General features: G+C 74.3%; 17 protein-coding genes. 6 read left to right on the forward strand and 11 right to left on the reverse strand.

The features are described 5' to 3' along the window. Positions 1 to 16 precede the first annotated feature (16 nt). The 7 genes from Nocox_RS12300 to Nocox_RS12330 form a co-directional block, all read right to left on the reverse strand. On the reverse strand, positions 17 to 877 hold the full coding sequence (locus Nocox_RS12300) for an alpha/beta fold hydrolase (RefSeq protein ID WP_020546027.1): 861 nt from the start codon (positions 875 to 877) through the stop codon (positions 17 to 19). 33 nt (positions 878 to 910) lie between these two features. Continuing rightward, entirely contained in the window at positions 911 to 1513 is a 603-nt protein-coding gene (locus Nocox_RS12305) for a GTP-binding protein (protein WP_020546028.1), read from the reverse strand. Continuing rightward, the gene (locus Nocox_RS12310; RefSeq protein WP_020546029.1) at positions 1494 to 1844 is read right to left on the reverse strand and encodes a DUF742 domain-containing protein; all 351 of its coding nucleotides are present in this window, start codon (positions 1842 to 1844) and stop codon (positions 1494 to 1496) included. The genes Nocox_RS12305 and Nocox_RS12310 overlap by 20 nt, the downstream gene beginning before the upstream one ends. Further along, positions 1841 to 2266 (reverse strand): roadblock/LC7 domain-containing protein, encoded by a 426-nt coding sequence (locus Nocox_RS12315; protein ID WP_020546030.1) that lies wholly within the window; start codon positions 2264 to 2266, stop codon positions 1841 to 1843. The genes Nocox_RS12310 and Nocox_RS12315 overlap by 4 nt, the downstream gene beginning before the upstream one ends. Beyond that, entirely contained in the window at positions 2247 to 4718 is a 2472-nt protein-coding gene (locus Nocox_RS12320) for a sensor histidine kinase (RefSeq protein ID WP_020546031.1), read from the reverse strand. The genes Nocox_RS12315 and Nocox_RS12320 overlap by 20 nt, the downstream gene beginning before the upstream one ends. A 253-nt stretch (positions 4719 to 4971) precedes the next feature. After that, on the reverse strand, positions 4972 to 5511 hold the full coding sequence (locus Nocox_RS12325; protein WP_020546032.1) for an RNA polymerase sigma factor: 540 nt from the start codon (positions 5509 to 5511) through the stop codon (positions 4972 to 4974). A 90-nt stretch (positions 5512 to 5601) separates the two neighbouring features. Further along, a complete protein-coding gene (locus tag Nocox_RS12330) occupies positions 5602 to 6525 on the reverse strand; it encodes a MerR family transcriptional regulator (RefSeq protein ID WP_020546033.1) in 924 nt (307 codons plus the stop codon). A gap of 165 nt (positions 6526 to 6690) precedes the next feature. On the opposite strand from Nocox_RS12330, the gene Nocox_RS12335 reads away from it, so the two are divergent. The 4 genes from Nocox_RS12335 to Nocox_RS12350 are packed head-to-tail and all read left to right on the forward strand — an operon-like array spanning position 6691 to position 11096. Continuing rightward, a complete protein-coding gene (locus Nocox_RS12335) occupies positions 6691 to 7770 on the forward strand; it encodes a polyprenyl synthetase family protein (protein ID WP_020546034.1) in 1080 nt (359 codons plus the stop codon). Further along, complete coding sequence (locus Nocox_RS12340; RefSeq protein WP_020546035.1) at positions 7770 to 9227, forward strand: phytoene desaturase family protein; 1458 nt, start codon at positions 7770 to 7772, stop codon at positions 9225 to 9227. Before Nocox_RS12335 ends, Nocox_RS12340 begins: the two co-directional genes overlap by 1 nt. A 10-nt stretch (positions 9228 to 9237) precedes the next feature. Beyond that, positions 9238 to 10137: a phytoene/squalene synthase family protein gene (locus tag Nocox_RS12345; RefSeq protein ID WP_051112704.1), complete on the forward strand. Its 900-nt coding sequence runs from the start codon at positions 9238 to 9240 to the stop codon at positions 10135 to 10137. Continuing rightward, the gene (locus tag Nocox_RS12350) at positions 10134 to 11096 is read left to right on the forward strand and encodes a phosphate acyltransferase (protein ID WP_020546036.1); all 963 of its coding nucleotides are present in this window, start codon (positions 10134 to 10136) and stop codon (positions 11094 to 11096) included. Before Nocox_RS12345 ends, Nocox_RS12350 begins: the two co-directional genes overlap by 4 nt. Before the next feature lie 14 nt (positions 11097 to 11110). Here the strand turns inward: Nocox_RS12350 and Nocox_RS12355 are convergent, their stop codons facing one another. Then, entirely contained in the window at positions 11111 to 11740 is a 630-nt protein-coding gene (locus Nocox_RS12355) for a spheroidene monooxygenase (RefSeq protein WP_246649774.1), read from the reverse strand. A 31-nt stretch (positions 11741 to 11771) separates the two neighbouring features. On the opposite strand from Nocox_RS12355, the gene Nocox_RS12360 reads away from it, so the two are divergent. Beyond that, complete coding sequence (locus Nocox_RS12360) at positions 11772 to 12386, forward strand: glycerol-3-phosphate acyltransferase (RefSeq protein WP_246649775.1); 615 nt, start codon at positions 11772 to 11774, stop codon at positions 12384 to 12386. Here Nocox_RS12360 and Nocox_RS12365 read toward each other — a convergent pair. From Nocox_RS12365 to Nocox_RS12375, 3 genes are read right to left on the reverse strand one after another with little or no spacing between them, the layout of a single operon-like run. After that, a complete protein-coding gene (locus tag Nocox_RS12365) occupies positions 12337 to 13569 on the reverse strand; it encodes a glycosyltransferase family 2 protein (protein WP_157383348.1) in 1233 nt (410 codons plus the stop codon). The genes Nocox_RS12360 and Nocox_RS12365 overlap by 50 nt on opposite strands. Next, positions 13566 to 15032, reverse strand: coding sequence for a phytoene desaturase family protein (locus Nocox_RS12370; protein ID WP_246649776.1), 1467 nt, complete (start codon positions 15030 to 15032; stop codon positions 13566 to 13568). Before Nocox_RS12370 ends, Nocox_RS12365 begins: the two co-directional genes overlap by 4 nt. Next, on the reverse strand, positions 15020 to 15808 hold the full coding sequence (locus Nocox_RS12375) for a carotenoid biosynthesis protein (protein WP_020546041.1): 789 nt from the start codon (positions 15806 to 15808) through the stop codon (positions 15020 to 15022). The genes Nocox_RS12370 and Nocox_RS12375 overlap by 13 nt, the downstream gene beginning before the upstream one ends. A gap of 253 nt (positions 15809 to 16061) precedes the next feature. Between Nocox_RS12375 and Nocox_RS12380 the strand changes: the two genes are divergently transcribed. Next, a complete protein-coding gene (locus Nocox_RS12380; protein ID WP_020546042.1) occupies positions 16062 to 20348 on the forward strand; it encodes a HAMP domain-containing protein in 4287 nt (1428 codons plus the stop codon). Positions 20349 to 20357 lie beyond the last annotated feature (9 nt).

Genomic DNA, 20357 nt, shown 5'->3' on the forward strand with positions numbered 1-20357 from the left:
GGACGCAGAAGGGCGATCAGTGCTTCAAGAAGCCCAGTAAGGCCGCAGCCAGCTCCTCGGGAGCCTCCTCGGCCATGTGGTGGCCGCTCTCGATCGGATGGCCGGTCACGTCGTCGGCCCAGGTGCGCCAGATGGCCAGCGGATCGCCGTACAGGTCCTCCATGTCGTCCCGCGACGACCAGAGGAACAGCGTCGGGCAGGCGACGCGGCGGCCCGCCGCCCGGTCGGCGTCGTCGGCGGCCCGGTCCACCGTCAGGCCCGCCCGGTAGTCCTCGCACATGGCGTGGACCGTGACCGGGTCGTGGACGGCGCGGCGGAAGTCCAGGTACGCCTCCGGCCCCATCTGCTCCTCCGTGGCCCCGTACCAGGCGTCGGGGTCGGCGTTGATGAGGTGCTCCGCCGGCTTGTCGGTCTGGCCGAGGAAGAACCAGTGCCACCAGGCCGCCGCGAACCGCGCGTCGGCGCGGGCCAGCGCCTCGCCGATGGGGATCGCGTCCATCACGACCAGGCGGGCGACCTCGCCGGGATGGTCGGCGGCCAGGCGGTGGGCCACGTACGCGCCCCGGTCGTGCCCCGCCACGGCGAAGCGGTCGTGGCCGAGCGCCCGCATGAGGGCGACCAGGTCCCGCGCCATCGCGCGCTTGCCGTAGGGGGCGTGGTCGGGGGTCGTGGGCGGCTTGCCGGAGCGGCCGTAGCCGCGCAGGTCCGGGCAGACCACGTAGTGGTGGGGGGACAGGAGAGGGGCGACGCGGTGCCAGGTCGCGTGCGTGCGCGGATGGCCGTGCAGGAGCAGCAGCGGGCTGCCGGAGCCGCCGTGCCGGACGTACAGCTCCGTCTCGCCCACGTCGATCACGTCGGTCGCGAAGTCGTCGAACATCCGCGGCCACTACCCGGCGGGGCGGCTACCCGCTCATCGCCGCCCCGCCGCCGGACGGGCGCCCTCCACCGCGTACGTGACGAGCGTGGTCAGCACCTCCTTGACCGACTCGCGCCGCCGCACGTCGCACAGCACGATCGGGGTCGTCTCGCTCAGCCCGAGCGCCCGCCGCACCTTGTCGGGATCGTACCTGCGGGCCCCGTCGAAGCAGTTCACCCCCACCACGAACGGGATGCCGCGCTGCTCGAAGTAGTCCACGGCGGGGAAGCACTCCTGGAGGCGGCGGGTGTCGGCCAGCACCACCGCGCCGAGCGCGCCGAGCGCCAGCTCGTCCCACATGAACCAGAACCGGTCCTGCCCCGGCGTCCCGAACAGGTACAGCCACAGCCCGTCGCGGATCGTGATGCGGCCGAAGTCGAGCGCCACGGTGGTGGTGGTCTTGGACTCCACGCCCGACAGGTCGTCCACCCCGACGCCGCGCTCGCTCAGCAGCTCCTCGGTGTGCAGGGGGCGGATCTCGCTGATCGTGCCGACCATGGTCGTCTTGCCGACGCCGAACCCGCCCGCGATGAGGATCTTGATGGCCAAGGCCGAGGCGACGGCCGTCGCCCCCGGCTCAGAGGCTGCGTAGCCCATGGAGCACTTCCCTGTAGATACGTTCGTCGATCGTCTGCGCCACCGGGCGCGGGCGTTCGATGGTGACCAGGCCCTCGCGCCGCAGATCGCCCAGGATCACCCGGGTGATGTTGAGCGGCAGCCTGAGGTGCGCCGCGACGTCGGCCACCGGCGTGGGCCGGCGGCACAGCGACAGCACGGCGCGGTGCTCGGGGATCAGGTCCGCGAACTCGTGCGAGCCGGCGACCGTCGCGACGATGGCCACCAGGTCGAACGTCTCCCCCTGCGGGCGCGCCCGGCCCCCGGTCAGCCCGAACAGCCGGATCAGGGGGCCGGGATCCTCTCCTGTCACGGTCTCGCGCCGTTCCAGGCGGGTGCCGGTGCCGCTCCCCTCGGCTGCGCGGAGAGGTGCTCGCCGACCCTCTTGACCATCAGCGCCATCTCGTACGTGACCATGCCCAGCTCGGCGTCGGCCGCCGCGAGCACCGCCAGCCTGGCCCCCTGGCCCGCGGCGGTGACGAACAGGAAGCCCCCTTCCATCTCGATGATCGTCTGCCGTACGCCGCCCAGGCCGAAATGCCGGCCCGCGCCCATGGCGAGGCTGTGGCTGCCGGCGGAGATGGCGGACAGGTGCTCGGCGTCCTCGCGGGTCAGGTCACGGGAGCCGCCCATGGCGAGCCCGTCGGCGGACAGCACGATGGCGTGCCTGATGCCGGGGACGCGCTGGGTGAGGTCGTCGAGGAGCCAGCTCAGTTCACTTCTGGGGTCGGGCATCGGGATGGTCGTCCTTTCGGTTCCACACGTCTTGTCCATGCGGCTCGTCGGCCAGGCGGCGTCCTTGCTGCCAGCCTTGCTGCATGGACGACATGAGCTGTGCGAGCTCCTCCGGCGAGCGTACGGAGACGCCGCGCGCCTGGGTACGTCTCGCGGTGCGGAGCTGAGGGGCGAGGCTGGCCTGCGGGACCCGCATGGGCAGCCCGTCCAGGTCCTCGTCGGCGTCCTGCGGCGGAACGGTGACGCTCCAGCCGGGAGGCGGGCCCGGCGGGACGGCCGGAGCGGGCCGCGCGGGGGAGGCGGCGTCGAACCAGGTGCCGCGCTCGGGCCTCGCCGGCTCCTCCGCCACCGCCTTCTCCTCGGGAGTGTTCTCGGGGATGTCCTCGCCGGCGTCCTCGGGGGCCTCCCCGGGCGCGTCGGGGAACCGGACCGGGTGGCCGTTGAGCACCTCGGCGTCGAGGGGCGTGCGGGGCTCCGGCGCGCGGAGCCGCGACTCGGCGGGCCCGGAGTCGAGCGCCCGCATGGGCCGGCCCGCGCCCACCGGCTCGGCCGGCCGCGCGGGGGCGTCCATGCCGGCCAGCAGGCCGACGGGCAGGAGCACGATCGCGGTCGTCCCGTCGTACGGGGAGCGCCGCAAGGAGATCTTGATGCCGTGCCGGGCCGCCAGCCTGGACACCACGAAGAGCCCGAGCCGGTCGCTGTCGGCGAGGTCGAACTCCGGCGGCTCGGTGAGGCGCGCGTTCAGCTCGTCCAGCGTGGCCTGGTTCAGCCCGAGCCCGCGGTCCTCCACCTCCAGGGCGAAGCCGTTGGCGGCGGTGATGCCGCGGATCTGCACGGAGGTGTCCGGCGGGGAGAAGACGGTGGCGTTCTCCACCAGCTCGGCCACGAGGTGGATGACGTCGGTGACCGCCGCCCCGACCAGCATCGGGGCCTGCGGCATCGGCGCGACGGTGACCCGGGTGTAGTCCTCGACCTCCAGGACCGCCGCCCGTACGACGTCGAACAGCGGCACGGGGTCGCGCCAGCGGCGGGCCGGGGCCGAGTCGGACAGGATGATGAGGTTCTCGGCGTGCCGCCGCATGCGGGTGGTGAGGTGGTCGAGCTTGAACAGGTCCTCCAGCGTCTCGGGCTCGTCCACCCGGCGCTCCATCGTGTCGAGCAGCGCGAGCTGGCGGTGCAGCAGCGCCTGGTTGCGCCGCGCCAGGTTGAGGAACACCTGGCCGACGCCCTTGCGCAGCGTCGCCTGCCCGACCGCGGCCTCGACCGCCGTGCGGCGCACGGCCGCGAAGGCGGCCACGACGCTGTCCACCTCGGCGGTCTCGGCGGGGTCGAGGGGAGGGGCCTCGGCGGCGGGGTCCACGTCGTCGCCGCGGCGCAGCCGTTCCACCAGGCGGGGCAGCCGCTGCTCGGCCAGCTCGACGGCCGAGCCCTGGAGCCGGCGCAGCTCGGCGATGAGCGAGCGGCCGAACCGGTACGACAACGCGAGCGACAGCAGCATCGCGGCGAGCCCCGCGAGCAGCACCAGCCCGATCCGCCAGTACGCGCCGCTCTTCTGCGACTGGGCCTCCTCGGCGGCGCGGGCCAGCTCGCTCTGGGTGCCCCGGTTGATGAGGCCGAGCAGCGCCTCGGCGTCGCCCTTCCACTGGGCGGCCTCGACCGGCGGCGGCCCGCCGGTGTCCCAGCTGAACAGCTCGTCCTCGGTCTCGATCAGCCGCCGGTACTGCGGGCTGGCGACGAGCTCGTCGTAGTTGGCCTTCAGCTCGGGGCCGGCGTCGCGCTCGGCGTTGGCGAAGACCAGCCGGCGGCTGCTCGACGCGGCCACGAACGCGGCCCGGTCGGTGGGCGACATCCGGCGGTGGACGATGGTGGCGGTGAGCACGGCGTGCTCGCGGCCCAGGTACTCGGCGGTGGCCGCGTAGGCCGCCATGCCGCGCACCGAGCGGAAGGAGGAGACGTCGCTCAGCGCGTCGCGGTCGTTGAACTGCCGGTTGGCGACGGCGATGAGGTTGTTGTAGGCCTCGATGATGGTGAGCGGCGGGGCCAGGACGCCGCCGTCGGCCGAGGCGCGCAGCGACTGGAGGCCGTCGAGGGCCTGCACCAGCGCGCGCACCTGGGCGGGGGTCTCCTCGCCGCTCTCGGTGACGTCCACGGTGCCGATGACCTCGCGCAGCCGCTCGACCTTGGCGTCGGTGTTGCGGCGCTGGTCGATGAGCGGGGCGTACGAGCCGGTGCTGCGCGGCGCCTCGGCGGAGAGCTGCCGCTCGCGCTGGAGCTCGATGATGAGCTGCAGCACCGGCGAGCCGATGGCCTCCCAGCGGTCCTGCGTCTGCGAGACGTCCACGATCTCCTGGACGCTGGAGTAGGCGATGAAGCCCCACAGTGCCGCCATCGACACCAGCGGGAGTAAGAGGATCCGGAGCAGCTTGGCACGGATCGGAGGGGGCGAACTCATACGATCATGTCCAATTCCGCCGAGCAGCCGCGAGTTGGTGTCGCCCCCCGAGGATGCCCGTCACGACTGATTACTCCTTACAGGTCCGTCCACTATGCCGATGGGGCAGATGTACTTCAAGGTACGGATGCGAAGAAACCGGGCTAACGACGGGTTGACTCTTTGTCAACACACCGATCGTGTTCGTAGCGGTTGGCATGTCACCTAATGTGACGAATACCGGCCAAAATTCGGAACATCGTTCCGGAGGGCGTCAGGCGGCCTCGGCCGCCGCCAGCAGGGACGACAGCTTGTGCAGGCCGCGCGAGGTGCGGGCCTTGACCGTGCCCAGGGGGACGCGGAGGCGTTCGGCGATCTCCTGCTGGGTCAGCTCGCCGTAGTAGGCGAGCTCGATGACCTGCCGCTGGGCGTGGGAGAGCTCGGCCAGGGCGCGGCGGATCCGGTCCCGGTCGGCCAGCTCGTCGTCGGCCGGGCGCTGTGTCGGCACGGCCGCCTCGGCCGCGGCGTCCAGCGGGACCGTGGACGGGCGGCGGACGCGCAGGTGGTCCACGGCGCGGCGGTGGGCGATCACGTAGAGCCAGGCGGCCTGGCTCCTGGACGGGTCGTAGCGCTCGCGCGAGCGCCAGGCGTCGGCGAACACGACCTGGAGCAGGTCGTCCACGTCCTGGGGCGAGATGAAGCGGCGCAGGTAGGAGCGGAGGGCGGGCGCGTGCGCGCGGTAGCTGTCGCTCAGGGTCTCCTCGTCGTCGCGCTCGGAGGGCCGCTGCTGGCTGATGGTCGGAGTCTTCCCCATGGTCCGTCCCGCTTGCCTGGAAAACCTATTCAAAACCTATTCATAGCGCCAGAAGAGGGACGGCACAACGTCATCGGGGGAAAGACACGCTCAAGGCAGCGTCGCGCGGACTTGGGACAGCGCCTCGCGGAAGGTATCTACCCTGATCACGCCCTCGGGAAGAGCCCCGCGCCAGCCCCGGCCGCCGACGATCAGCCGTGCCGCCGGGCGCAGCCGCGGCAGCGCGGCCAGGGGAGCGGTCGCGCCGGTGATCTCCTGCTGCGACCACACGAAGACCGCCGCCGGGTGCAGCCGGCGCATCGCGTGGGCCAGCGCGGCGTAGGGGGTGCGGGCGCCGAGGACGCGGGTCTCCACGCCCTCCTCGGCCAGGGCGGCGGACAGGGCGTGCACGGGGAGGGTGTGCTGCTCGTCCTCGGCGCAGGCGAGCAGCACGGGGCGGCGGCCCGCCGGGGCGGCCTGCCGGACGGTGTGCCGGACGGTGTGCCGGTGCAGGGCCGCGAGGATGCGGTCGGAGAGCAGGTGCTCGACGTCGATGCCCGCGCCTGAGTCGTCCTGGCGGCGGCAGACGGCGTCGAAGGCGGGCAGGACCAGACGCTCCCACGTCGGCCGGACCCCGTGCGCCGCCAGCGACGCCTCCAGCAGGTGGGTGACGGCGTGACTGTCCAGCACGAACGCCGCCCGCACGAGCGACGCGACCCCGGCTCCGGCGGGCCCGGGTTCCGCGGGGGGCCGCCGGGTCGCCGGCGGAGCGGCCTCGGCCTGCTCCCTCGGCGCCTCGGAGGTCAGGGTGAGGGCGTGGCGGGCGGCCTCCGCGGGCGGGAGGCCCTCGGCGATCAGCCGCTTCATCTCGCGCAGCCGGTGCAGGTCGGCGGTGTCGTAGCGGCGGTGGCCGCCGGCGCTGCGGCGGCTCGGGCCGAGCCCGTAGCGCAGGTTCCAGGTGCGCAGCGTGGGCGCGGGCACGCCGAGCAGCCGCGAGACGGCCCCGATGCCGTACCCGGCCTCTTCCTCACTCACCGAACGTCCCCGTTCCCTTCCCTCGTGATCGTCACGGTCGTCCCGCTGGTCCGGACCCTTTTCCGGCACTCCCGTGACCATCCTTTCGCGATCCGCCGACCGCCGGATGCAACCGGCGGGGGATGCCTTCGCGAAGACCTATGTACCGAGAAGGAGACAGGACGCATGACAATCGTGACCTCGCACACCGTCACCCCGGCCGGCGGCGCAGGGAACGGCCGGGTGCGCCACCTGGTCGACCAGCGCCTCGGCGAGCTGCTGGACCAGGAGCTCGCCCGGCTGGGCTTCCTCGGCGAGGAGGGCGTCGACCTGGTGCGCCGCCATCTCGCCGCGTTCGCCCGGGACGGCGGCAAGCGGCTGCGGCCCGCGTTCGTGTACTGGGGGCACCGCGCGGCCGGCGGCACGGCCGCCGACCTCGGCCGGGTGCTGAACGCCGCCTGCGCCGTCGAACTGGTGCACGTCGCGGCGCTGCTCCTGGACGACGTCATGGACGAGGCCCAGGAACGCCGGGGCCGCCCGGCGGCGCACGCCGCGCTGGCCGCCGAGCACCGCCGCGCCGGCCTGCGCGGCGACCCGGCCCGCTACGGCGAGTCGCAGACCGCCCTGCTCGCCCTCCTGGCCCTGGCCTGGGCCGACGCCGCGCTGCTCGGCTCCGGGCCGCACCTCGCCGACGCGCTCGACGTCCTGACCAGGCTGCGCGTGGAGGTCACGGCCGGGCAGCAGCTCGACCTGGCCGGCACCGCCGCCGGCGCGGACACCGGCCGGACCAGGACCATCGCGCTCTACAAGTCGGCCAAGTACACCATCGAGCGCCCCCTGCACCTCGGGCACGCGGTGGCGGGCGGCGAGCCGGCGGCCCGGCGGGCGCTCAGCGCGTACGCGCTGCCGCTGGGGGAGGCGTTCCAGCTCCGCGACGACGTCCTCGGCGTCTTCGGCGACCCGGGCCGCACCGGCAAGCCCGCCGGCGACCTGCGCCAGGGCAAGCCCAACCACCTGGTCGCCGCCGCCAAGGAACGCACCGGGCCGCGCGGCGCCGCGCTCCTCGACACGGTCGCCACCGAGGAGGACGCGGCCGCGGCCCGCGAGCTGATCGTCTCCTGCGGCGCGCTGGACGCGGCGGAGCGGCGCATCGCCGCCCTGGCCGGGGAGGCCGTCGAGGCCCTCGACGCGCTGCCCGGCCTGCCCGGCGACGCCCGCGCCGCGCTCACCGAGCTGACCGTCCTCGCCACCGACAGGAGCCGCTGATGCCCCGGACCGGACCCACGGTGGTGATCGGCGCGGGCCTCGCCGGCCTCGCCGCCGCCGTACGGCTGGCCGCGGCCGGCCGCGAGGTCACCGTCGTCGAGGCCAGGGACGAGCCGGGCGGCTGCTGCGGGAGCGCCAGGCTCGGCCCGTACCGGTTCGACACCGGCCCGTCCGTGCTGACCATGCCCGGCGTGCTCGCCGACACCTTCGGCGCGGCGGGGGAGGAGCTGCGCGACTGGCTGCCGCTGCGCCGCCTCGACCCGGCGTACCGTATGGCCTTCCACGACGGCTCCCACCTGGACCTCACCACGGACGGCGCGGTCATGGCCGAGCGGGTGCGGGAGCTGTGCGGGCCCGCCGAGGCCGCCCGCTACCTGCGGTACCGGCGGCTGCTCGGCGAGCTGTTCGCGGCGGAGTGGCCCGCGTTCATCGACGCGGACATGACCAGGCTGGGCAGCCTCGCCCGCCCGCTCGCGCTGGCCAGGCTCGCCGCGCTCGGCGGCTTCCGCCGCCTGGACCGGCTCGCCGCCCGCCACCTCACCGACGAGCGGCTGATCAGGGCCCACACCTTCCAGTCCCTGTACGTCGGCCTGTCCCCGCAGCGCGCCCTCGGCATCTACGCCGTCGTCGCGCACATGGACACCGTCGGCGGCGTGTACTTCCCCGAGCGCGGCGGCATGCACGCCATCCCGTCCGCGCTGGCCGCCCTGCTGGAGAAGCTGGGCGCCCCCGTCCGGTACGCGGCCCGCGCCCGCGAGGTCCAGACCGATCGGGACGGCGTCGCCGGCGTCCTCCTGGAGGACGGCGAACGCCTGCCGGCCGCGCACGTGGTCGTCGCCTGCGACCGGTACGCGGCCCGTCGGCTGCTGCCCGGCCGGGCCGCCGACTGGCGGATGCGCCGCCCCCGCTTCTCGCCGTCCTGCCTCGTCGTCCACACCGGGCTGGAGCGCCCGCCGGCCGGGCAGGCGCACCACACGCTGCACTTCGGGCGGGCGTGGCGGGAGACGTTCGCGGCGCTGGAGTCGGGCCGGCCACAGCCGGACCCGAGCCTGCTCGTCACCTGCCCCGCCACCGACGAGGACGCCGCGCCACCGGGGCACGCGACGCTCAGCGTCCTGGAGCCCGCGCCCAACCTGGAGGCCGCCGACTGGGACCGGCTCCGCCCTCGCCTGGAGGAGCGGCTGCTCGGCCGGCTGGCCGCGCTCGGCTACGGCGACCTGTCCGGGGCGCCCCGGCTCGTCCTCGACCCGCCCGCGTGGGCCGCGCTCGGGCACACCGCGGGCACCCCGTTCGCGCTCGACCACCGCTTCACCCAGACGGCGTGGCTGCGCCCGTCCGGCGCCGCCCGGCGGGTGCCCGGACTGCACTTCGCCGGCATGCACACCGCACCGGGCGTCGGGGTCCCCCCGGTGCTCATCTCCGGCCGGCTCGCCGCCGAACGCATCCTGACCTCGTGAAGGGCACCCGTTGACTCTCACCGCCAGCTACGAACGCTGCCGCCAGTTGCACGCCCGTTACGGCCGCTCCTACTACCTGGCCACGCTGCTGCTGCCCGCGTGGAAGCGCCGCCACGTCCACGCGCTGTACGGTTTCGCCCGCTACGCCGACGAGATCGTCGACTCCTTCACCATGACCGCCGACCGGCGGGCGGCGCTAGACGAGCTCTGCGCGCGTACCGGCCGGGGGCTGGCCGGCGAGCCCGTCGCCGATCCGGTGCTGCCCGCGTTCCTGCACACCGTGCGCTCGTTCGGGATCGCGCACGGCGACGTGGACGCCTTCCTCGCCGCGATGCGCGCCGACCTGTCGGTCACCGGCTACGACACCTACGACGACCTGCTCGGCTACATGGAGGGGTCGGCGGCCGTCATCGGCACCATGATGCTGCCGGTGCTGGAGGCGCTGCCCGGCGAGGAGGCCGCCGCGAGGGAGCCCGCCCGCCAGCTCGGCCTGGCCTTCCAGCTCACGAACTTCCTGCGCGACGTGGCCGAGGACCACGCCCGCGGGCGGGTCTACCTGCCCGCCAAGGACCTCGCCGCGTACGGCGTCGAGCCCGCCGACCTGGGCCGGCCGCGGACCGGGCGGGCGGTGCGCGAGCTGCTGGCCTTCGAGGCGGGGCGGGCCCGCGAGCACTACCGGGCCGCGGCGAGAGGCGTCGACCTGCTGGTGCCCTCGTCCCGGCCGTGCGTGCGCGCGGCCGTCGAGCTGTACGGAGGAATCCTCGTCGCGATCGAGCGCGGCGGCTACGCGGTGCTGGAACGGCGGGTACGGGTCCCGCGCCACCGCAGGGCCGCCGCCTTCGCCCGCCACCTGCTGGCCTCCGCCGAGGCGGGCCGCCTCGAACGCCGCGTCCGCCTGGACCTCCCATGACCGGCGCCGACGCCGTCCGGGCAGGCCGGCGGGACGCGGTGGTGCTGGACGCGATGGGCGGCGACCACGGGCCCGCCGAGACGGTGGCGGGGGCGGTGACGGCCTGGCGGGAGCACGGGGTGCCGGTCGTCCTCGCCGGCCGCGCGCCGGACCTCGCCCGCGAGCTGGCCGCCCACGACGCCGCCGGTGAGATCCCGGTCGTGCACGCCCCCGACGTCGTGCCCATGACCGAGCGCGGCGCGGGCGGCGCCGCCCTGCCCGCCTCCAGCCTGGCCGTGGGCTGCGGCCTGGTCGGCGAGGGCGAGGCCGCCGCGTTCGTGTCGGCCGGCTCGACCGGCGCGGTGGTCGCCCAGGCCGTACGGCGGATCGGCCGGGCCGAGGGCGTCCTGCGTCCCGCGCTCGCCGTCGCGCTGCCGTCGCTGCCCGGCGGCGCGAGCGTGCTCGTGGACGCGGGCGCCACCGCCGACCCGACGCCGGAGATGATGGCCCAGTTCGCGCTGCTCGGCGCCGGGTACGCCCGCGCCGTGCTGGGCGTGCCCGACCCGGTGGCGGGGCTGCTGTCGATCGGCTCGGAACCCGGCAAGGGCAACCGGCTGGCCCGGCGGGCCGAGGAGCTGCTGCGCGGCCTGCCGATGCGCTTCCACGGCAACATCGAGGGCCACGACGTGCTGTCCGGCGCGGTGGACGTCATCGTCACCGACGGCTTCACCGGCAACGTCGTGCTCAAGAACGTCGAAGGGTGCGTGCGGACCGCGCTCGCCATGGTCGCGCGGGCCGGCATCGCCGAGCCGGGCGCGCTGGCGGGGGTGGCCCGCCGCTACGACCCGCAGACGCACGGCGGGGCGGCGCTGCTGGGGCTGCGCGGCACCGTGATCGTCGCCCACGGCTCCTCGACCGCCGCCACCATCGCCCGCGCCTGCGTGGTCGCCCACTCCCTGTCCTGCTTGGAACCGGCGTGATGCTCCGTCCCCGGTCAGGAGGTCAGGGGGTCGGAGCCGTTCCAGGCGCCTTCGCTCCCGTACGGGATGAACCGGGCGAACAGCTCCTCGCTGTACCAGCCGTCCGCGCGCACCCGGGCCACCACCCGCAGATGCTCGTCGTCCCCGTAGGCGAAGCGGCGCATCGCCGCCGCGTCCCGCCACAGGGAGAACGTCGCCTGCCGGGCCAGCGGCCACTCGCCGATCCCGACCGAGGCCAGGCAGCCGTCCTGGCGGGCCAGCAGCCGGTCCACGGGCGGCACCGACCGGTAGAAGGCCGCCAGCCGCCGCGCCCTGATCGAGGCCCGCGTGAGCACGGCGACCGGCCCGTCCCCGCCCTGCCTGACGCCGCCCTGCGGGAAGGGGTCGCGGCCGCCCCAGGTGCCGCGCGAGGCCAGCGGCGCGAGGCGGACCTGCCACCGCTCGGCCGCCTCCGCCCGCCACCGCGCCGCGATGGGCGATTCGCGCAGGAACGCCTCCAGGTCGGCCTCCTCCCGCCAGACCGCGAACAGCGCCCACCGGCGCAGGTCCGCGCCCAGCGACATCGACCGGCCGCGCCCGGTCCCGAGCAGCCGCCAGAACGTGAGCCCGCCGGTGCGCCGCAGCAGCGGGCGGTCGAAGGCCATGTGACGCATGGCGTCCGCGGAGTCATACCGGATGAGATGGAACGAGGCCATGGACGTGCTGGTGATGTCGGTCATCGTCGGCTACCTGCTGGGGTCGGTCCCGGTGGCGGTGCTGCTGGCGCGCGGGCACGGGTTCGACCCGCGCGCCGTGGGCGACCGCAACCCGGGCTTCTGGAACGTCAAGGAGCAGCTCGGCTGGCGGGCCGCCGTGCCGGTGTTCGCCGGTGACACGCTGAAGGGCGTGCTGGCGGCGCTGGCCGCGCTGGTGGTCAGCGGCGGGCACACGACCGCCGCCGGCGCGGTGACGGGGGACAGCGTCCTGCCCGTGTACCTGGCGGTGGCGGCCGCGATGGCGGGGCACGCCTGGCCGGTGTTCGCCGGGTTCAGGGGCGGGCGGTCGATCCTGACCTTCGCCGGCGGGGTCGCGGTCATCTGCCCTCCCGGGTTCGCGCTGGCGGTCGCGGTGCTGGTGGCCGTGGCGCTGGCGGCGCGGTCGTTCGCGGTGGGGGCGCGGGTGGCGGTGTTCGGCGTGCCCGTCCTGCAGCTGCTGTTCCTCCCGGCCGAGCTGGTGGCGGGGACGGGGGCGCTGATGTGCCTCATCGGCCTGCGCTTCGGGCAGGCCGCGCTGTCGGGCCGCCGGGAGTGAAGCCGGCCCCGCCGGATTGGGCGTGGGCGGGGTAGGTCCTGCCGGGTTGGGTGCGGGCGGGTTGGGTGCGGGCGGGTTGGGCGTGGGCGGGGTAGGTGCGTCCGCGCCACTCGCGCACCGGGCGGAGCGTCGCCTGGGTGAGGCGGACGGCGGCGGCCGGGTCCAGCAGCGGGGACAGCAGCAGGCCCACGCCCGGCCGGCGGTAGCTGCCCCGCAGCGCGCCGGTCAGCAGCAGGCGCACCGCGAGCAGCGCCGCGTCCAGCTTCGTCGGACGGCCGGCGGCCAGGCGCAGCACCGGCAGCGCCGCCGTCAGCCAGATCACCGCGAGGTCGGCGGCCCGCCAGCCGGCGCCGGTCACGTCCGCGAGCGGCAGCGAACGGCCCCACTCGCGCCACAGCTCGGGAGTCGAGTCGTGCATGTCGACCTCCAGCAGCGCGCCGCCGTCCAGGAAACCGACCCGCCAGCCGCGCCCCGCCAGGAACCGGGCGAGAGCCACGTCGTCCGTCATGTGCCCGCGTACGGCGGCGAACCCGTCGATCTCCGTCATCGCCGTACGGCGGAAGGCCAGGCACTGGCCGTTGGCCAGGATCCGGTGCGGCGGGGGCGGCGTCGCCGGGCCGACGGGGCCGAACCGGTAGACGAGCGTGGCCAGCATCGAGGCGTGCAGGGCCTGTTCGAGCGGGCCGTCGCAGGCGAACCGGGGGGCGGCGCTGACCAGGTCGTGCTCGTCCAGAGCACGGGCCAGCGCGCCGAACAGGCCGGGCTCCGGGCGCGTGTCCGCGTCGAGGGTCACGACGACGTCGCCGCGGGCGGCGGCCACGCCCTGCCGCAGCGCCCACTGCTTGCCGACCCACCCCGGAGGGAGCGGCTCGCCCCGTACGACGGCCGCACCCAGCCCGGCGGCCAGCGCGGCGGTGCCGTCGGTGGAGCGGTCGTCCACGACGATCACCTCCATGACGGCCGGGTCGGCGAGCGCGGCCCGCAGGCACGGCCCGATCCTCGCCGCCTCGTTCCGCGCGGGCACCACGACGGAGATCCCCCCGCCCTGGCCGGTGTGGCCGGCCGCCCCGTTCCCCGCGGTGGTCGTTCGGAGCGGAGGGAGGCGCCGGCGCCCCCGAGAGAGGCGCGCGAGCACGACCCCCGCGGCCACCACCTGCGCCCCCGTCACCAGTCCGCCTCTCATCGGCCTGTTCCTCCTCCTTGGGACGTCGTGCGGGGGTGGGGGAAGTCGTGGCCGACCAGGTCGGTGACGATGTGGGCGCCCAGGGTCACCATGGGGAGGCCGCCGCCGGGGTGGGCGGTGCCGCCGACCACGTACAGGCCGCGTTCCGGCCCCCGGTTCCCCGGCCGCAGGAACGGCGCGAGCCGCCCCCGGTACGCGCTGCCGTAGATCGCCCCCGCCCAGGCCCCGTACCGGTCGCGCAGGTCGGCGGGCGTCATGACGTCCACGAAGCGCAGCCGCCCGGCCAGGTCGAGCCCGCGTCCGGCGAGGCGTTCCAGCACCAGGTCCCGGTAGGCGTCCACGCCGACGCGCCACCGGCCGGGGTCGCGGGCGGGCACGTTGACCAGCATCGTCAGGTTCTCGGCCCCGGCCGGCGCCTGGCCGGGGTCGTCGACCGCGGAGCAGCCCACGTACACGGTGGGGTCGGCCGGCGGTTCGCGCCGGTCGAAGATGTCGGCGAACTCCCGCTCGTAGTCGCCGGAGAAGATCACCGTGTGGTGCGCCAGCCCGGGGGTGCGCCCCTCGACCCCGGCCATCAGCAGGAACGCCGACGACGACGGCCCGAGCCTGGCGAGCCGCCGGAACCGCCGCCGGTCCGGCAGCAGGCGACCGTAGAGCGCGGCGGCGTCCACGTTGGCCACCACGACGTCGGCCCGTTCGCAGCCGCCGCCCGCGAGCCGCACCCCGGTGACCCGCCCGCTGGACGTGGTGACCGCCTCGACGGGCGCGGACAGGTGCACGTCCACCCCGGCCTCCTTCAGCAGCGCCGCCAGGTCCTCGGCGAGCCGGGGCAGGCCGCCGGGCACGTACCAGCCGCCCTGGCCGTGCTCCAGCGCGGGCACGCAGGCGAGCGCGGCCGGCGCCCGGTACGGGCTGGACCCGGCGTAGGTGGCGTAGCGGCCGACGTACTGGCGCAGGCGCGGGTCGCGGAAGAAGCGGCGGGCGAGCCCGTCGAGGGTGCGGGCGGGCGCGACGGCGAGCAGGTCGCGCGGCCGGGCCTCGCGGGGCGGCCGGCCGAGCGGCCCGGCGAAGAACGTACGGCCCGCGGCCCGCAGGCATCCCTCTGCCCAGGCGTGGAAGGCCCGCCAGGCCGCGCCCTCGCCCGGCGTGAGCCGTTCGACCTCGGCCGCCATGAGGTCAGGGTCGCGGTGGGCGGTCAGCACGCTGCCGTCGGCGAACCGGTAGCGGCACAGCTCGGCCGGCTCGATCATCTCGCGCTCCAGCCCGAGCTCGCGGAAGATCGCGGGCATGGTGAGCAGCGACGGCCCCATGGAGAAGGTGAACCCGTCCCGCCGGTGCTCGGCCAGCTTGCCGCCGAGCCGGGGCAGCTGCTCGTACAGCCGGACCCGGTGCCCCCGGCGGGCCAGCAGCAGCGCGGACGCCATGCCCCCGACGCCGCCGCCGATCACGATCACTTCTGCCACAGCCGCCTCCACGCGAGCGCGGCGAACGCGCCCATCGACATGCCCCCGGCCGCGGCGACCAGCGGGTCCGGCGGCTGGAAGACCGCCGCGAACCCGATCGTCTCCATGACCGCCATCGTGGTGTAGACGCCCACCAGGCCGCGGGACGGGCGCGGGCCGCCGCCCAGTGTCCGTTCCAGCAGCAGCATGACCAGCGCGGACACCAGCAGCCAGCCCGCGAAGTTGGTCAGCGGGATGCCCCGGTAGGCGCCCTGCTCGGCCCACGTCCACAGGCCGAGCCCGACCATCTGCGGGTCGAGGAAGAGGTCCCACGCGGTCAGCGCGAGCGCCCCTACGGCGATCCTGCGCGGGCCGGTCGTGACCGCCGCCGCCACCCCGTACGCGGCCAGCCCCATGCCGCCCCACGCCAGCGCGACCACGACGGGCACGCCGCCGAGCTGCGGCCACAGCAGGCCGGTGTAGCGGTACTCGCCGAACGGGAACCCGGTGCGCACGCCGACGGCCTCGGCCGCGTACCCGGCCAGGACCACCGCCGCGAACGCGGCCAGTGTCCGCCGCGCGCCCCAGCGGGCGGCGGCGAACCCGATCGCGCTGACCGCCAGCACCGCCACGACCATCCCGGTGAAGCGCACCGGCTCCGCGCTGATCCCGGAGGCGACCTGGAGCGCCACCATGGCCGCCAGCGCCGTCAGCCCGACCGCCTGTGCCGCCGTGGCCGCCCTGGTCGCGGGCGCCCGGGGCGGCGCCGGCGCGTGCGGGCTTCGCGTCTCACTCACACTTTTCCTTTCGGAAAGGCCGGGGCCGCCGGTTGCACCGGGCCGGCGGCAGGTAAATTGCCGGATGACAAATGATGCGAACGCATCAGTCGGCCTGATCTAGTAACCTCACCTACGGATCCACGGAGACATCTGCCTGTGTGTCCTGTTCCAGCTGTGATGATCACGCACGGGCCGATTCCCGGTGTGTGCGGAAGCTCGCGTCGGGTCATCGAAGGTGCTTGGCCAGACAATCTCGACGACGAGGGCGGACATGAGTGACACGACAGCCGGCGGGCCGGGCACGAGCACTCGCGCGGGCGCCGAGGTCGGGGAGTCCGAGCTGCGGCTGCTCCTCGCGGGCCTGACGGCGGTCAGGGACGGCGACTTCCGCACCAGGCTCCCCGAGGACGCCGACGGCCTGCTGGGCGAGATCGCCTCGGTCTTCAACGGCATGGTGGACCAGCTCTCGCTGTTCACCTCGGAGGTCACCCGCGTGGCCCGCGAGGTCGGCACCGAGGGGCGGCTCGGCGGCCAGGCCGACGTGCCGGCGGTGTCGGGCACCTGGAAGGACCTCACCGAGTCCGTCAACGCGATGGCGGGCAACCTCACCGACCAGGTGCGCAGCATCGCCCAGGTGACCACGGCGGTCGCCCGCGGCGACCTGTCGCAGAAGATCACCGTGGACGCCCGCGGCGAGATCCTTGAGCTGAAGAACACCGTCAACACGATGGTCGACCAGCTCTCGTCGTTCGCCGACGAGGTGACCAGGGTGGCCCGCGAGGTCGGCACGGAGGGCCAGCTCGGCGGCCAGGCCGACGTCAAGGGCGTGGCGGGCACCTGGCGCGACCTCACCGACTCGGTCAACTTCATGGCCGGCAACCTCACCGACCAGGTACGCAACATCTCCCAGGTCGCGACCGCCGTCGCCCGGGGCGACCTGTCGCAGCGCATCACGGTCTCGGCCCGCGGCGAGATCCTGGAGCTGAAGAACACCCTCAACACGATGGTCGACCAGCTCTCGTCGTTCGCCGACGAGGTGACCAGGGTGGCCCGCGAGGTCGGCACCGACGGCCGGCTCGGCGGCCAGGCGGACGTCAAGGGCGTGTCCGGCACCTGGAAGGCGCTCACCGAGTCGGTCAACGTCATGGCCGACAACCTCACCGCCCAGGTGCGCAGCATCGCCGAGGTCACCACGGCGGTCGCCAAGGGCGACCTGTCGCAGAAGATCCGCGTGGACGCCCGCGGCGAGATCCTGGAGCTCAAGGAGACCATCAACACGATGGTCGACCAGCTCTCGGCCTTCGCCGACGAGGTCACCCGCGTGGCACGCGAGGTCGGCACCGAGGGCAACCTCGGCGGCCAGGCGACCGTGCGCGGCGTGTCCGGCACGTGGAAGGACCTCACCGACAACGTCAACGTCATGGCCTCCAACCTGACGAGCCAGGTGCGCAGCATCGCCCAGGTGGCCACGGCCGTGGCCCGCGGCGACCTGTCGCAGAAGATCACCGTGGAGGCCAAGGGCGAGGTCGCCGCGCTGGCCCAGACGATCAACACGATGGTCGACACGCTCGGCGCGTTCGCCGACGAGGTGACCAGGGTGGCCCGCGAGGTCGGCACCGAGGGCCAGCTCGGCGGTCAGGCGCGGGTGCCCAACGTGGCCGGCACCTGGAAGAACCTCACCGACAACGTCAACTCCATGGCCGACAACCTGACCAACCAGGTGCGCAGCATCGCCCAGGTCACCACGGCCGTGGCCCGCGGCGACCTCACCCGCAAGATCGACGTTGACGCGCGCGGCGAGATCCTGGAGCTGAAGACCACCATCAACACGATGGTCGACCAGCTGTCCTCGTTCGCCGCCGAGGTCACCAGGGTGGCCCGCGAGGTCGGCTCGGAGGGCAGGCTCGGCGGCCAGGCCGAGGTGGAGGGCGTCTCCGGCACCTGGAAGCGGCTCACCGAGAACGTCAACGAGCTGGCCGGCAACCTCACCAGGCAGGTGCGCGCGATCGCCGAGGTGACCAGCGCGGTGACCTCCGGCGACCTGACCCGCTCGATCACCGTCGACGCCGAGGGCGAGCTGGCCGACCTCAAGGACAACATCAACTCGATGGTCAAGTCGCTGCGCGAGACCACGACGGCCAACGAGCAGCAGGACTGGCTGAAGTCCAACCTCGCCCGCATGTCCGGCCTCATGCAGGGCCACCGCGACCTCGCGACGGTCGCCGAGCTGGTGATGAACGAGCTGGCCCCGCTCGTCTCGGCCCAGTACGGCGCGTTCTTCCTCGCCGAGGAGAGCGAGCTGAAGCTGATCAGCGCCTACGGCTACCCCGTGGAGGCCGAGCGCGCCCCCAGGTTCCGCCTCGGCGACGGGCTGATCGGCCAGGCCGCGCGCAGCCGCCGCACGATCGCGCTGACCGAGAACATCCCCTCCGGCGTCATCACCATCGACTCGGGCCTCGGCCGGATCGAGCCGGCCTCGCTCGTCGTGCTTCCCGTCGTCGTCGAGGAGCAGGTGCTCGGCGTCATCGAGCTGGCCTCGGTCCAGGAGTTCACGCCCGTGCACCGGGCGTTCCTGGAGCAGCTCATGGAGACGATCGGGGTCAACCTCAACACGATCGTCGCCAACGCGCGTACCGACGAGCTGCTGAAGGAGTCGCAGCGGCTCGCCGCCGAGCTCCAGGCCCGCTCCGAGGAGCTGCAGAGCCAGCAGGAGGAGCTGCAGCGCTCCAACGAGGAGCTGGAGGAGAAGGCCCGCCTCCTGGTCAGCCAGAACCAGGACATCGAGGCCAAGAACCTCGAGATCGAGCAGGCCAGGCAGGAGCTGGAGGACCGCGCCCAGCAGCTCGCCCTCGCCTCGAAGTACAAGAGCGAGTTCCTCGCCAACATGAGCCACGAGCTGCGCACCCCGCTCAACTCGCTGCTCATCCTGGCCCAGCTCCTCGCCCAGAACCACACGCGCAACCTCACGCCGAAGCAGGTCGAGTACGCCGAGATCATCCACTCGGCCGGCTCCGACCTGCTGCAGCTCATCAACGACATCCTCGACCTGTCGAAGGTCGAGGCGGGCAAGATGGACGTCAACCCCGAATGGGTGCAGCTCCGCCGCCTGCTCGACTACGTCGAGGCCACCTTCCAGCCGATGACCAGCGAGAAGAGCCTCGACTTCACCATCGCCACCGCCCCCGGCATCCCCAACGAGCTGCTGACCGACGACTCCCGGCTGCGCCAGGTGCTGCGCAACCTGCTGTCGAACGCGGTCAAGTTCACCGAGACCGGCCGGGTCGAGCTGCGCATCGAGCCTGCCGCCGCGGCCGAGCTGCCCGCCACCGTGCGGGCCAACGGCCCGGCCCTCGCCCTGCGGGTCGTCGACACCGGCATCGGCATCCCCGAGCAGCAGCTCGAAGTGATCTTCGGGGCGTTCCAGCAGGCCGACGGCACCACCAGCCGCAAGTACGGCGGCACCGGCCTCGGCCTGTCCATCTCGCGGGAGATCGCCTACCTGCTCGGCGGCGCGATCAACGTGCAGAGCACGCCGGGACAGGGCAGCGTCTTCACCCTCTTCCTGCCGGTCGCCCACCCCGCCTTCACCGACGGCCCCGCCCGCGCCGCCGCCGCGGCGGCCGCCCTGCCCGAGGGCGCGGAGGAGAGCGGCCTCGCCACCCCGGCCGGCGCGGGCCCGGCCGCGGGCGGCGGCACGCAGCACCGGCGACTGCTGGTGATCGAGCAGCGCGCGGGCGGCCTGCTGTCGCTGGTCGCCGAGAGCGTCGTACGCGAGCTGACCGACACCAGGGACGACACCGTCGAGGTCATCAGGGCCGCGGGCGCCGAGGAGGCCGCGGCCACGCTCGCCGCCCAGCCCTGCCACTGCATGGTGCTCGACCTCGACATGCCCGACCTGGCGGCGTTCCAGCTCCTGGAGGCCATGGACGGCGACCCCGCGCTCGCGGTGGTGCCCGTGCTGGCCTACAGCAACTGGCGCACCACCTCCCAGCAGAAGGCCCGGCTGCGCGAGCGCGCCGAGAACCAGGCCCTGGAGCTGCTGTCCAGCCTCGACGAGCTGCGCGAGCGGATCGCCCTGCACCTCACGGCCGAGCAGCCGGGCGACGTGCTGCCGCTGATCCGGCCCGAGGCCGTCGGCACGCTCGCCCGCCAGGAGGTGGACGGCGAGCTCGCCGGCCGCACCGTGCTCGTCGTGGACGACGACACGCGCAACCTCTACGCGATCACCAGCATCCTGGAGATCCACGGCATGACCGTCCTGCACGCCGAGAACGGCCGCCAGGGCATCGAGACGCTGGTCAACCACCCCGACATCGACATCGTCCTGATGGACGTGATGATGCCGGAGATGGACGGCTACGTCGCCACCGCGAAGATCCGCGAGATGCCGCAGTACGCCGAGCTGCCGATCATCGCGGTGACCGCCAAGGCCATGCCGGGCGACCAGGAGAAGGCCCTGGGCGCGGGATCCAGCGACTACGTCACCAAGCCGGTGGACGCCGAGCACCTGCTCACCCGGATGAGGCACTGGCTCGACGTGCGGGAGCCCCGCCCGTAGGCGTACCGC

The sequence above is a fragment of the Nonomuraea coxensis DSM 45129 genome, from assembly GCF_019397265.1.
Lineage (GTDB): Bacteria > Actinomycetota > Actinomycetes > Streptosporangiales > Streptosporangiaceae > Nonomuraea > Nonomuraea coxensis.

What these genes read in the sequence shown, in the direction of transcription:
- Nocox_RS12300 (WP_020546027.1), bottom strand. Translation starts at nt 877, where the DNA reads ATGTTCGACGACTTCGCGACCGACGTGATCGACGTGGGCGAGACGGAG.
- Nocox_RS12305 (WP_020546028.1), bottom strand. Translation starts at nt 1,513, where the DNA reads ATGGGCTACGCAGCCTCTGAGCCGGGGGCGACGGCCGTCGCCTCGGCC.
- Nocox_RS12315 (WP_020546030.1), bottom strand. Translation starts at nt 2,266, where the DNA reads ATGCCCGACCCCAGAAGTGAACTGAGCTGGCTCCTCGACGACCTCACC.
- Nocox_RS12320 (WP_020546031.1), bottom strand. Translation starts at nt 4,718, where the DNA reads ATGAGTTCGCCCCCTCCGATCCGTGCCAAGCTGCTCCGGATCCTCTTA.
- Nocox_RS12325 (WP_020546032.1), bottom strand. Translation starts at nt 5,511, where the DNA reads ATGGGGAAGACTCCGACCATCAGCCAGCAGCGGCCCTCCGAGCGCGAC.
- Nocox_RS12335 (WP_020546034.1), top strand. Translation starts at nt 6,691, where the DNA reads ATGACAATCGTGACCTCGCACACCGTCACCCCGGCCGGCGGCGCAGGG.
- Nocox_RS12340 (WP_020546035.1), top strand. Translation starts at nt 7,770, where the DNA reads ATGCCCCGGACCGGACCCACGGTGGTGATCGGCGCGGGCCTCGCCGGC.
- Nocox_RS12350 (WP_020546036.1), top strand. Translation starts at nt 10,134, where the DNA reads ATGACCGGCGCCGACGCCGTCCGGGCAGGCCGGCGGGACGCGGTGGTG.
- Nocox_RS12355 (WP_246649774.1), bottom strand. Translation starts at nt 11,740, where the DNA reads ATGGCCTTCGACCGCCCGCTGCTGCGGCGCACCGGCGGGCTCACGTTC.
- Nocox_RS12360 (WP_246649775.1), top strand. Translation starts at nt 11,772, where the DNA reads ATGAGATGGAACGAGGCCATGGACGTGCTGGTGATGTCGGTCATCGTC.
- Nocox_RS12365 (WP_157383348.1), bottom strand. Translation starts at nt 13,569, where the DNA reads ATGAGAGGCGGACTGGTGACGGGGGCGCAGGTGGTGGCCGCGGGGGTC.
- Nocox_RS12380 (WP_020546042.1), top strand. Translation starts at nt 16,062, where the DNA reads ATGAGTGACACGACAGCCGGCGGGCCGGGCACGAGCACTCGCGCGGGC.